General features: G+C 51.3%; 13 protein-coding genes. 12 read left to right on the plus strand and 1 reads right to left on the minus strand.

Annotated elements, in window-relative coordinates; genetic code table 11:
- Positions 1 to 39: 39 nt before the first annotated feature.
- The 12 genes from fabV to OCL06_RS03815 all read left to right on the plus strand — a co-directional run bounded on the left by fabV (position 40) and on the right by OCL06_RS03815 (position 11,429).
- Positions 40 to 1,218, plus strand: a complete 1,179-nt coding sequence (fabV, locus tag OCL06_RS03760) for an enoyl-ACP reductase FabV (protein ID WP_262992415.1) — start codon at positions 40 to 42, stop codon at positions 1,216 to 1,218.
- Between the two features lie 442 nt (positions 1,219 to 1,660).
- Positions 1,661 to 3,001 (plus strand): Na(+)-translocating NADH-quinone reductase subunit A, encoded by a 1,341-nt coding sequence (locus tag OCL06_RS03765; protein ID WP_262992416.1) that lies wholly within the window; start codon positions 1,661 to 1,663, stop codon positions 2,999 to 3,001.
- 3 nt (positions 3,002 to 3,004) lie between these two features.
- Positions 3,005 to 4,207, plus strand: coding sequence for an NADH:ubiquinone reductase (Na(+)-transporting) subunit B (locus tag OCL06_RS03770; RefSeq protein WP_262992417.1), 1,203 nt, complete (start codon positions 3,005 to 3,007; stop codon positions 4,205 to 4,207).
- The gene (locus OCL06_RS03775) at positions 4,197 to 4,961 is read left to right on the plus strand and encodes a Na(+)-translocating NADH-quinone reductase subunit C (RefSeq protein ID WP_262992418.1); all 765 of its coding nucleotides are present in this window, start codon (positions 4,197 to 4,199) and stop codon (positions 4,959 to 4,961) included. Before OCL06_RS03770 ends, OCL06_RS03775 begins: the two co-directional genes overlap by 11 nt.
- Before the next feature lie 10 nt (positions 4,962 to 4,971).
- Positions 4,972 to 5,604 carry an NADH:ubiquinone reductase (Na(+)-transporting) subunit D gene (locus tag OCL06_RS03780; RefSeq protein WP_262992419.1) on the plus strand — a complete coding sequence of 211 codons (633 nt, stop codon included), beginning with the start codon at positions 4,972 to 4,974 and terminating at the stop codon, positions 5,602 to 5,604.
- Positions 5,605 to 5,607: 3 nt separating this feature from the next.
- Positions 5,608 to 6,216, plus strand: coding sequence for an NADH:ubiquinone reductase (Na(+)-transporting) subunit E (gene nqrE / locus OCL06_RS03785; protein WP_262992420.1), 609 nt, complete (start codon positions 5,608 to 5,610; stop codon positions 6,214 to 6,216).
- 20 nt (positions 6,217 to 6,236) lie between these two features.
- Positions 6,237 to 7,469 (plus strand): NADH:ubiquinone reductase (Na(+)-transporting) subunit F, encoded by a 1,233-nt coding sequence (nqrF, locus tag OCL06_RS03790; protein WP_262992421.1) that lies wholly within the window; start codon positions 6,237 to 6,239, stop codon positions 7,467 to 7,469.
- Positions 7,470 to 7,734: 265 nt separating this feature from the next.
- A complete protein-coding gene (locus OCL06_RS03795) occupies positions 7,735 to 8,667 on the plus strand; it encodes an FAD:protein FMN transferase (RefSeq protein WP_262992422.1) in 933 nt (310 codons plus the stop codon).
- Between the two features lie 25 nt (positions 8,668 to 8,692).
- Positions 8,693 to 8,926 carry a (Na+)-NQR maturation NqrM gene (gene nqrM, locus OCL06_RS03800; protein ID WP_262992423.1) on the plus strand — a complete coding sequence of 78 codons (234 nt, stop codon included), beginning with the start codon at positions 8,693 to 8,695 and terminating at the stop codon, positions 8,924 to 8,926.
- Positions 8,927 to 9,190: 264 nt separating this feature from the next.
- Positions 9,191 to 10,261 (plus strand): DNA polymerase IV, encoded by a 1,071-nt coding sequence (gene dinB, locus OCL06_RS03805; RefSeq protein WP_262992424.1) that lies wholly within the window; start codon positions 9,191 to 9,193, stop codon positions 10,259 to 10,261.
- A gap of 2 nt (positions 10,262 to 10,263) precedes the next feature.
- A complete protein-coding gene (locus OCL06_RS03810) occupies positions 10,264 to 10,497 on the plus strand; it encodes a DUF1653 domain-containing protein (RefSeq protein WP_262992425.1) in 234 nt (77 codons plus the stop codon).
- A 74-nt stretch (positions 10,498 to 10,571) separates the two neighbouring features.
- On the plus strand, positions 10,572 to 11,429 hold the full coding sequence (locus tag OCL06_RS03815; protein WP_373318437.1) for an MBL fold metallo-hydrolase: 858 nt from the start codon (positions 10,572 to 10,574) through the stop codon (positions 11,427 to 11,429).
- 58 nt (positions 11,430 to 11,487) lie between these two features.
- Here the strand turns inward: OCL06_RS03815 and OCL06_RS03820 are convergent, their stop codons facing one another.
- Entirely contained in the window at positions 11,488 to 12,756 is a 1,269-nt protein-coding gene (locus OCL06_RS03820) for an APC family permease (RefSeq protein ID WP_262992426.1), read from the minus strand.
- Positions 12,757 to 12,771 lie beyond the last annotated feature (15 nt).

Genomic DNA, 12,771 nt, shown 5'->3' on the forward strand with positions numbered 1-12,771 from the left:
TCATTACAATACCCGCACAACTAGCAAAGGACGTAAATTATGGTTATCAAGCCTAAAGTGAGAGGCTTTATCTGCACCAACGCCCATCCGGTAGGGTGTGCTGAATCTGTGGCACAGCAAATTGCCTACGTAAAAGAACAAGGCGACTTAGGCGAAGGTCCGAAGAATGTTCTGGTAATCGGCAGTTCAACCGGCTACGGGCTGGCATCGCGGATCACCGCGGCGTTTGGTTACGGTGCCAATACGCTGGGCGTGTGTTTCGAAAAAGCGCCTACTGAACGTAAAACCGGTACGGCTGGCTGGTATAACACCGCGGCATTTCATAAGCAGGCAGAGCAGGCGGGTCTGTATGCCGACACCCTTAATGGCGATGCGTTTTCTAATGAAATGAAAGAAGACGTGATTGCTAAGCTCAAAGAAAATATGGGTAACGTGGATCTGGTGGTTTACAGCCTGGCGTCACCCCGCCGCACTGACCCGGCCACAGGCGTCACGTACAAGTCGACCCTGAAGCCAGTGGGTCAGGAGTACACTACCAAGACCTATGACACCGACAAAGATAAAGTGCATGAGGTGACGCTGGAGCCCGCCAACGACGAAGAAATTCACAACACCATCAAAGTGATGGGCGGTGAAGACTGGGAGTTGTGGATGGATGCACTGGCCGATGCCGGAGTATTGGCAGAAAACTGTAAAACCACAGCGTATACCTACATTGGCAAAGAGCTGACCTGGCCCATTTACGGTCAGGCGACTATCGGTAAAGCGAAAGAAGATCTGGACCGTGCCGCCGCCGCAATTATTGGCAAACACAGCGACCTGTTGGTGGAAGCCCATGTGAGCTCACTAAAAGCGCTGGTGACACAGGCCAGTTCGGCGATCCCGGTAATGCCCCTGTATATTTCATTAATTTATCAGGTTATGAAAGAAGAGGGCACGCATGAGGGTTGCATTGAACAGATATACGGGCTGTTCAACACCTGTTTATACGGTGACAACCCCACCCTCGACGAAGCGAACCGCTACCGTATGGATGGAAAAGAAACCAACGATGCCACCCAGGCGAAAATTAAAGCGCTGTGGGATCAGGTAACGCAGGAAAATTTCCACGAACTGAGCGACTACGCCGGTTACCACCATGAGTTTCTGAAACTGTTTGGTTTCGACATAGACAGCGTCGATTATGACGCCGATGTGGACCCTCAGGTAAGCTGGTAAGCGGTGCAGAGAGCGTCAAAAAGCCGTCCTAGTGACGGCTTTTTTGTGCCGTATTACAAGGGATTGCAGAGGAGTACCGGCTTTTTTACACCAATTGGTACAAAAATTTCGCTTTCTCCGTGATTTGCGTGGCACAACCCCACTGGTTAATGCTAAAATCCCGAAATTAAGTAGGGTCTAATTCTGCCCTGCTTCGTAAAAGTGGTCGTTACTGGTAAAAACAACAACAAGCCAGCGAATAGCCACTCGTCTGTCAAGAGACAAGTTAAGCGTCAGGTGACATTTCCCGTCCGGCCACAGTGTGGGTCAGTGCGGGAAGACAGTACTGAAAATTCAATAATAAGGTGAACATCACCTGTTAGCAGTGCATTTTTGCATGATGACAGGCTGCTTTTCTGCGGTCATGCAAAAGGGTATTTTTATTAGAGTAGTGCAATTACGTATGATTAAAATCAAGAAAGGTCTCGACCTCCCAATTGAGGGAGCGCCGAAGCAGCAGATCTCTGACGGACCTGCTGTGACGCGCGTTGCCATTCTGGGAGAAGAATATGTTGGTATGCGTCCTACCATGCACGTTCAGCCTGGCGATAAAGTGAAGAAAGGCCAGATTCTTTTTGAAGATAAAAAGAATCCTGGTGTTAAATTCACAGCGCCAGCTGCAGGTGAAGTGGTAGAGGTAAACCGTGGTGCAAAGCGTGTTTTGCAGTCTGTAGTAGTTAAAATTGAAGGTGATGATGCCATCACGTTTGATAAAATTGCTGCTGATAAAATCGCGGCTACGCCACGGGAGCAGCTGCAAACCACACTGGTCGACTCAGGTATGTGGACTGCGTTCAGAACGCGCCCATACAGCAAGTCGCCAGCGCTGGATTCAGTACCACATTCTATCTTCGTCACAGCAATGGATACCAATCCACTGGCCGCCGATCCCACTGTTATTCTGGCCGAGCGCCAGGACGATTTCGTGAATGGTCTGAAGGCCCTCACGCAACTGAGCGGTGGCAAGGTCTACGTATGTAAAGCCGCAGGTGCGACAGTACCTACCGGTGATGCAGCGGTAGACGTGGAAGAGTTTGGTGGCCCGCACCCGGCAGGTTTGCCAGGTACGCACATCCATTACCTGGATGCCGTTGGTCCGGGTAAAGCGGTATGGCATATCAACTACCAGGACGTCATGGCTATCGGCGCATTGCTGACCACCGGTGAACTGGATAACCGTCGCGTAGTCGCTATAGGCGGCCCGGCGGCTAAGAGTCCACGTCTCATCCGTACCAAAATCGGTGCTGATGTGGCTGAGCTGACCGACAGCGAACTGGGTGATGAAGAAATCCGCGTGATTTCTGGTTCAGTGCTAAACGGCACCACCGCGCAGGGTGTACACGGCTTTTTAGGACGTTTCCACCTGCAAATTTCGCTGTTAAAAGAAGGTCGCGAGAAGAAATTCTTTGGCTGGATCACGCCAGGCTCTGACAAACACTCCGTGACACGTGCCTACCTGGGACACCTGGGTGGCAATAAGAAATTCAGTATGACAACAACAACCAATGGCTCTGAACGTTCGATGGTGCCAATTGGTAATTATGAACGCGTAATGCCCCTGGACATCATCCCCACGCTACTGTTGCGTGACCTGATTTCCGGAGACACAGACAGTGCTCAGGCGTTGGGTTGCCTGGAGTTGGACGAGGAAGATTTGGCGCTGTGTACCTATGTATGCCCTGGCAAATACAACTATGGTCCTATCCTGCGCGACTGTTTGACCACGATCGAGAAAGAGGGTTAAGTCATGGGTTTAAAAGCGTATTTAGAGAAAATTGAACCAAACTTTGAGCCAGGTGGGAAACACGAGAAATGGTATGCGCTTTACGAAGCGGCGGCGACCATCTTCTACACGCCAGGTAAAGTAAACAAAGCCAACACGCACGTGCGTGACAGCATCGACCTTAAGCGCATCATGATTCTGGTATGGATGGCAACATTCCCAGCCATGTTCATGGGCATGTACAACATTGGTCTGCAGGCATCAGAAGCGTTTGCCGCAGGGGCAGGCACACTGCCTGATACCTGGCAGGCAGGACTGTTTACCGCCCTGGGTGGTGATCTGACCGATGCCAGTTGGCTGGGTATGATGGCCTACGGCGCCTGTTTCTGGCTGCCTATTTACGCCGTCACCTTCATTGTCGGTGGCTTCTGGGAAGTACTGTTTGCCTCGGTGCGTAAACACGAAGTCAACGAAGGTTTCTTCGTTACATCGGTGTTATTTGCGTTAACGCTACCGGCTACCATCCCGCTGTGGCAGGTTGCGCTGGGTATTACCTTCGGTGTGGTTATTGCCAAAGAAGTATTCGGCGGAACGGGCCGTAACTTCCTTAACCCGGCCCTGTCTGGCCGTGCCTTCCTGTACTTTGCTTACCCTGCACAAATCTCAGGGGATCAGGTATGGGTAGCAGCTGACGGTTACTCGGGTGCAACTTCATTGAGCCAGGCTGCGTCAGGCACACTGGACTACACCAACATGGATCAGTGGATGAACAGCTTCTTCGGAACCATTGCCGGTTCTGCGGGTGAGGTTTCTACACTGGCTATTATCATTGGTGGCCTGTTCATCATGTACATGCGCATTGCCAGCTGGCGAATTGTCGCCGGGGTGGCATTAGGCGTGGCCTTCTTATCGACCCTGTTGAATATCATCGGCAGCGATACTAATCCCATGTTCGCGATGCCGGCTTACTGGCACTTCGTGATTGGTGGTCTGGCATTCGGGATGTTCTTCATGGCTACGGATCCGGTGTCGGCATCGTTTACCGATCAGGGTAAGTGGGCCTACGGTATCTTTATCGGATTTATGACTGTATTGATTCGCGTCCTGAACCCGGCCTTCCCGGAAGGCATCATGCTGGCAATTCTGTTTGCTAATCTGTGGGCGCCACTGTTCGACTACTTTGTCGCGCAAAGCAATATTAAGCGGAGGATAGCTCGTGTCGGCTAAGAAAGAGTCTCTTGGAAAAACAGTCGGCATCGTTGTCGCCGTCTGCCTAGTATGTTCTATCGTGGTATCTGGTGCAGCAGTAGGCTTACGCTCGCTGCAGCAAACCAATGCCGCGCTGGATAAGAAAACCAACATTCTGACTGCGGCCGGTTTGTATGAAACCGGCATGAGCAACAAGCAGATTGAATCTACCTATGCTAACCGCGTTGAACAGCGTTACGTAGATTTGGAATCAGGCCAGTTTACTGACATGCCTGAGGCAAATTACGACATGTACAAAGCGGCGAAGCAGCCTGACTACAGCTCGCCGGTAACCGACAGTAATGTCGGTTTCCAGCGTCGTCCAGACGTTGCGAGCGTGTGGATGGTACGTGACGATGCGGGCGATGTATCGCGCATTATCCTGCCGGTACACGGTAGCGGTCTGTGGGATCTGATGTACGGCTTTCTGGCTATCGACAACGACGGTCAGACAATTCGTGAATTGATCTACTACCAGCAGAAAGAAACCCCCGGACTGGGCGGTGAAGTTCAAAACCCGGCGTGGCAGGATAAATGGGACGGTAAGAAACTTTATGAGAATGGCGAAGTGGCTATTCGTGTGAAGAAAAACGCTAACCCTAATAACCCACATTCAATCGATGCACTGTCAGGTGCAACGCTTACCAGTAACGGTGTCGAGAACACCATTCGTTACTGGACTGGTGAACAGGGCTTTGGCGAGTTCCTGAAGCAACAGGCATGGCGTTCATAAGGGGATTTTCATGGCAGATACTAAAGAAATGAAAAAGGCCCTACTGGGGCCTATCCTGGACAACAACCCAATCGCCTTGCAGGTACTGGGTATTTGTTCAGCTCTGGCAATTACGACCAAACTGGAAACAGCCTTGGTAATGTCACTCGCGCTGACCAGCGTTGTGGCCTTCTCAAACCTGTTTATCTCGTTAATTCGTAATCAGATTCCGTCAAGTGTGCGGATTATTATTCAGATGACCATCATTGCCTCACTGGTAATCGTGGTAGACCAAATTCTGAAAGCGTACTCCTATGAGATATCCAAACAGCTTTCGGTGTTCGTCGGCCTTATCATCACGAACTGTATTGTAATGGGTCGTGCCGAGGCATACGCCATGAAGAGTCCACCTCTGATGAGCCTGATGGACGGTATTGGTAATGGTCTGGGTTATTCCTTCATTCTGATTGTTATCGGTACCATTAAAGAGCTATTTGGTTTCGGCACCATTCTGGGGTACGAAATCCTGCCATTGGTTCAAAACGGTGGCTGGTATCAGGGTAACGGGTTATTGATTTTGCCGTTCAGCTCATTCTTCCTGATTGGCGGTATGATTTGGTTCATCCGGACCATTCGCCCAGAACAAGTTGAGCCAAAGGAGTAAGGCATGGAACATTATATTTCATTATTTGTTCGCTCAATTTTTGTTGAGAATATGGCGCTGTCACTGTTCTTGGGTATGTGTACATTTTTGGCCGTATCAAAGAAAGTTAAAACAGCCATGGGTCTGGGTGTTGCGGTAATTGTGGTACTGGGTATCTCTGTACCGGTAAACCAGATTATCTATGTAAACATTCTCGCGCCAGGCGCGCTGGCCTGGGCAGGCTTCCCGGATGCGGATTTGAGCTTCCTGAACTTTCTGACCTTTATCGGTGTAATTGCTGCACTGGTACAGATCCTGGAAATGAGTCTGGATAAGTTTTTCCCTGCACTGTACAACGCGCTGGGTATCTTCCTGCCGTTGATTACGGTGAACTGTGCCATCTTCGGTGGTGTTGCCTTCGCGGTACAACGCGAATACAACCTGACCGAAAGTGTGGTTTACGGCGTAGGTAGTGGCATCGGTTGGGCAATTGCGATTGTCTTGCTGGCTGCAGTTCGTGAAAAACTGAAATATGCCGATATGCCTGACGGTATTCGTGGTCTGGGCTCTGTGTTCATGATCGCGGGTCTGATGGCACTTGGGTTCCAGTCTTTCACCGGTATTCAGCTGTAATCGAGCTCGGGAGCATATAAATGAATCAAATTGAAATATATCTTGGCGTCGGCATGTTCATTGCCATCGTTTTGGCGCTGGTATTTATCATCATGTTTGCCAAGTCACGGCTGGTTCCCAGCGGCGACGTAAAGATCACCATTAACGATGATCCGGAAAAAGCAATCCAGACACAGCCAGGCGGCAAACTGCTGGGCGCGTTAGCGGAAGCCGGTATCTTTGTATCGTCTGCATGCGGTGGCGGTGGCTCATGTGGCCAGTGTCGTGTAGATGTGAAATCTGGTGGCGGTGAAATCCTGCCAACTGAGCTGGATCACATTACTAAGCGTGAAGCCCGTGAAGGTTGCCGTTTGTCATGTCAGGTTGCAGTTAAGCAGGACATGGACATCGAACTGCCTGAAGAAGTATTCGGCATTAAGAAGTGGGATTGTGAAGTTATTTCTAACGACAGCAAAGCCACTTTCATTAAAGAACTTAAGCTGAAAATCCCTAACGGTGAAAGCGTGCCGTTCCGTGCCGGTGGTTACATTCAGATTGAAGCACCAGCACACCACGTGAAGTACAAAGACTTCGATATTCCGGACGAGTACCGCGGTGACTGGGAACGCTTTGGCTTCTTTGATATTGAATCAAAAGTAGACGAAGAAGTTATTCGTGCTTACTCGATGGCGAACTACCCGGAAGAAGAAGGGATTATTATGCTGAACGTGCGTATTGCTACGCCGCCGCCTAATAACCTGAGTCTGCCGGCCGGTAAGATGTCGTCGTACATCTGGAGCCTGAAAGAAGGTGATAAAGCTACAATCTCTGGTCCGTTTGGTGAGTTCTACGCGAAAGACACCGACGCCGAGATGGTATTCGTGGGCGGTGGTGCAGGTATGGCACCCATGCGTTCACACATCTTCGATCAGCTTCGTCGTCTGAAAACCGATCGCAAGATCTCTTTCTGGTACGGCGCTCGTTCACTACGTGAAATGTTCTATGTAGAAGATTTCGACGAACTGGCAGAAGAGAACGAGAATTTTGAGTGGCATGTGGCCCTGTCTGATCCCCAGCCTGAAGATAACTGGGAAGGCGATACTGGCTTCATTCACCAGGTCTTGTTGGAAAACTACCTGAAAGACCACCCGGCACCTGAAGATTGTGAATTCTACATGTGTGGTCCGCCTATGATGAACGCGGCGGTTATCAACATGTTGAAAGATCTGGGTGTTGAAGATGAAAACATCATGCTGGATGACTTCGGCGGTTAAGCTGACATTGCGTGATGAATGAAAAAGGGGGCGCGAGCCCCCTTTTTTTATAGCGGATTGCTGGCCAGTGTATACACTCACTACGGGGGTACTTACAGACTGGGTAAACTCGGGCGGAGTAATTTGCCAACGCACCGCAGTGACATGAACTGGAATGAAATACCGAGGGAAAACCGTGAGAAATACAGCCTGGAAAAGTTGGATAGTCATAGCTGTGCTGGTGGTATTAAGCGCCTGTAGTAGTGAGACTGTTCCGGTGGTGCATATGAGCGGACAAACGATGGGCACCACTTATAATATCAAGTTCGTAGCCGAGGAGAGTGAGGCTACCCGCGAATTACAGCAGAAGGTTGATCGCCGGTTAGCAGAAATAAACCAGCTGATGTCGACCTATGACACTACTTCTGAATTATCACGGTTCAATCAGTATCGCTATACCAACGATTTTCCGGTGTCGGACGAAACCCTGGTCGTGGTCAATGAAGCGTTACGGTTAGGGGAGTTAAGCGAGGGCCGGCTGGATATTACAGTAGGGCCACTGGTTAATTTGTGGGGGTTCGGCCCCAACAAGCGTCCAAGCTCAGTGCCCAGTGACGAGGAAATCGCGTCAGTACGTGAATATGTGGGTCTGGATAAGCTGACGGTGACGCCAGACGGGCTCAATAAAGCCCATCCCATGGTTTACGTGGACTTGTCGACTATTGCGAAAGGCTACGGAGTGGATCAGCTTGCTGAACTGATAGAGCGTCACGGGCACACCAATTATCTGATAGAAATTGGCGGTGAAATGCGGGTGCGCGGACATCGCGGTAATGGCGATGAGTGGTTAATTGCCATAGAAAAACCGGTTGTAAATGAACGCGCAGTGCAAAAAGTGGTCTCAATCGGTAACAACGCTATTGCGACCTCGGGTGACTACCGTAATTACTACGAGGAAGATGGCGTCCGCTATTCGCACCTTATCGATCCTCAGACCGGCAAACCGGTAACCCACAATTTGGTATCTGTGACTGTTGTCCATCCATCATCGATGACTGCTGATGGGCTGGCTACTGCCTTTAATGTGATGGGGTGGGAAGGCGCAAAACGCATAGCGGAGCAGGAGTCGCTGGCGGTCTTTTTGATAAAGAAAACCGAAGACGGATTTAAGGAGTTTGCATCGCCAGAATTTGATAGAATTGTCGATGTACACAATTAGTACGAACACGTTTAGGGGTTAAAGCATGTCCACGTTTATTCTTGCATTTGTATTCTTCCTGGCTATGGTCCTGGCTATGGCAGTAGGATATCTGGTGCAACGAAAATCTATTTCCGGAAGCTGTGGCGGCCTGGGAGCATTAGGTATCGAAAAAGCCTGTGATTGTCCGGAGCCGTGTGACAGGAAAAAATCGCGTATGGAAAAAGAAGAAGCGCGCCAGCGAAAGCTCAAAGAGTGGAAAGAAAATCAGATTTTATAAAAATCAGGCGGGGTTTCCCGCCTTTTTTTTGCCTGTATAAGCCCTATTCACCGGCCTCTTTCAACCCCAGGCCTAAAGCACTTCCGGCCATACCCGGCCTCCATTTTTAGCACGACTATTAAGTCTCCAGCCAGTGGGTGTGTATCTGGCTGGTCTTTCCGTATATCCCACGCGTAGGCAGTCATACGCTGACGTAAATTGGCGCTGGCAGGACGTCCAGCGTTTGCGCTAGAATACTGGCTATGTATACAGGTGAGCTTCCCCGTGCGAAAAATTATCCATATTGACATGGACTGCTTCTACGCAGCTGTGGAGATGCGCGATAATCCGTCGTTAAAGTCGGTGCCTATTGCCATTGGCGGCAGTTCCGCGCAGCGCGGGGTCATCTCTACCTGTAACTATCCCGCCCGTAAATACGGCATACGTAGCGCCATGGCCACTGCCTATGCCATGCGGCTATGCCCTGATTTGGTGCTGGTTAAAGGGCGCATGGATGTGTATGCGCGGGAGTCTCAGAAAATTCGCGCTATCTTTGCCGACTACACCGATCTCATCGAGCCGTTATCACTGGATGAAGCCTACCTTGATGTTACCAATACACGCTTGTTCGGCGGCAGTGCCACGCTCATAGCCGAAGATATTCGCCGTCGCATCAGTGAAGAGCTGGATCTCACCGCCTCAGCTGGCGTGGCGCCGTGTAAGTTCGTGGCCAAGGTTGCCAGCGATGAAAACAAACCTGATGGCATCTGCGTGGTAACCCCTGATAAGCTTGACCGCTTTGTCCGCACCCTGCCATTAGAGAAAATACCCGGGGTAGGGAAAGTCACCTTGCAGAAGCTGCATCGAATGGGGCTGAAAACCTGTAGTGATGTACGCCAATATCCGTTTGAGCGCTTACAGCGGGAGTTGGGCAAGTTTGGCAGCGTATTATGGAACCGGGCTCACGGCATTGACGACAGAGCGCTGACGGTGTCGCGGGAGCGCAAATCGATAGGGGTAGAGCGAACCTTGAATGAAGACATTCACACCCTGGAAGAATGCCTGGCTTTTCTTCCGACGTTGTGGGAAAAGCTACAGGAGCGCATTGAGAATCACCGCAAGCGCACCGGGCGGGAAGTGAGAATTCGCACCCAGGGCGTGAAGCTGAAATTCAGCGATTTTCAGCTGACAACGGTAGAGCACCGTCAGGGGGAATTAAATCAGGACTATTTTCATACCCTGATGCAAGAGGCCTACGCCCGGGCTACAGGGCGGGGGATCCGCCTGGTGGGGCTTCACCTTGGGCTCGCCGATCCTATGGACATTCAGCAGTTACCATTACCTTTTGAGGAGTAATCATGTCGCAAAGCACTATCAAACCAGGCCGCTATCAGCATTATAAGGGACCTTTTTATGACGTGCAGGGCGTGGCCCTGCATTCAGAAACCGAAGAGCCGTTAGTGGTATACCGTCCCTGCTACGGCGAGCGCGGCCTGTGGGTCAGGCCGCTCGCCATGTTTACGGAGTCCGTTGAAGTGGATGGCCGCACCCAGCCGCGCTTTGCTTACGTAGGAGAGAGTGAAGAAGCGTGAGAGTAGTGCAGGATGATCTATACTCAGCCCGGGAACATAAAACCCTCAGGCCCTAACGAGTAACGGACACTACCATGATTAAAAAGTTTACCGCACTGGCAGCCAGTGCAGCGATGCTAATGGCTGTCAGCAGCCAGGCGAATGACCGCTTCGCAGATGTAAAAATAAAGGCAACGGCGCTAAAAGGTGCAGTTCATATGTTGCAAGGCGCCGGCGGAAACATTGGGGTGTCCGCCGGGGAAGACGGTATCCTGATCATTGACGATCAATATGCGCCGCTGGCAGAAAAAATCGCTGCTGCGTTGGGCGAGCTGGGCAGTGACTCTCCGCGCTATATTGTCAATACGCATTATCACGGCGATCACACCGGCGCCAATGCGTTTTTTCATGAACACAAAGACTCAACCATATTCGCCCATAAAAATGTGCGTGTCAGGCTGGCAAACGATGACAAGGTCTCGGCAGCAGCGCTGCCGGTGGTAACCTATGCACAGGGGCTCACGTTACATTTCAACGGTGAAACCGTGCATGTGATGCATTTACCTGACGGTCATACCGACGGCGACAGCGCGGTCTGGTTTGAAGAGCCGGATGTGTTACACACCGGCGACCTGTTTTTTAATGAGCGTTTTCCCTATATAGACCTTAAAGGCGGCGGTAGCGTGACAGGCTATATTGAGTCGGTAAAAACCTTGTTGGCGAAGATTGATGATGACACCGTGGTCATACCCGGTCACGGACCGCTGGCGGATAAGGCTGATTATCAACAGTTTCTGGATATGATTGAAGCCACCCGGGAGATTGTGCTGACCCACAAACGTGAGGGCAAAACGGTAGAGGAAGTGGTGGCTGCCGGGTTAGGTGACAAGTGGCAGAGCTGGAGCTGGAAATTTATCACTGAGGAAAAGTGGATCCGCACGTTGTATCAGTAAGCGTTAACTTATTTGATTATCAACCAGCAAGCGCGCAGCAAAGTTGCCGCGCGCTTTTTTATTGGTGACGCTTGCGGGTGAAAACCCCATATAACACTGCGCCAACGACACACTCCCCCACCAGGAACCACCAGGCCTGTTGATCAGACTGGGCTACCGACCACCCGCAGGTGACAAGGGCCAGCACTGGTATAAGGTAACGGGTCACGCGGCTGGTGACAGAACGGGAACCCGGCCACTGACGCTGTAACTTCAGCAATGCCAGAATGCAAATCGCGTACACCAGCAGCCGCGCCAGTACGCTGGCTATAGCCAGCCACACAAAGCTACCACTTACCGCCATGACCGCCGCAAATACACACAATAAACCAATGGACACATCCGGGGTGGCGAACCTGGGATGAATGCGGGCCAGGATTGCCGGCAGCGTGCCTTCCTGAGCCATTGCAAAGGTGAGCCGCGAGGTGCTGATACTGTTGGCCAGTAAGTTACCCGCCACAGACACGACGGCGGTGAGTGTCATGATCATGGCCCCGACCGGGCCGAACAGCGCGTTTGCCAGTGCAATCAGTGGTGCATCATCAGGGGGGAGCGGGCCCATGACCTGCCAGTACACGTATTGCACCAGACAGTAGAAGACCGCAATGGCAATGACTGTCAGCATGAGTGCGCGAGGAATAGTGCGTGCAGGGCGTTGGGTTTCCCCGGAGGTGACCACCACGGTTTCAAAGCCGATGAAAGCATATAAGGTTAATAACGCACCGGTGCCCAGGGTGCCCAGTTCCGGTAACTCAATGGCAAGAGGCCGTGAGGGCATTTGGTACCATCCCACCCCAATCAATAATAAAAACGGCAGTAGTTTTAGTACTGTAATGGCATCGAGTGTACGAATAGCGCGGCGCACGCCGGTTACATTCACCACGAACAACAACAGGCTAAGCACTAAAATGGCAGTGACTTCGCCCATGGGCAGTTGCAGTTGCGGCCACACATAGCCAGCATACAACAGTAGCACATGCATGTTGGCCGCAATGGCTGTAGACCGCGCCAGATAATACAACCAGCCGGTCTGAAAAGCCGCGAAGCGTCCAAAGGCTGCCTCACTGTATACTGTCGGGCCCCCGGTTCTGTGCAGGTGGGTAGCCAGCTGCCCAAAGCACCATACAATGGACAACATGAGGGCGCCAAACAGTAAAAAGATCCACGGGCTGGCGGCCCCCAACGTGGCGGCCATTTTGGCTGGCAAGGCAAAGATCCCTGCGCCAATCAGACCATTGAGCACCAGAAAGCTGGCACCCATAAAACCGATATTACGTTTTAGATCCACCCGGAACGCCTCGTT

This window comes from Alteromonas salexigens, from assembly GCF_025628895.1.
Lineage (GTDB): Bacteria > Pseudomonadota > Gammaproteobacteria > Enterobacterales > Alteromonadaceae > Alteromonas > Alteromonas salexigens.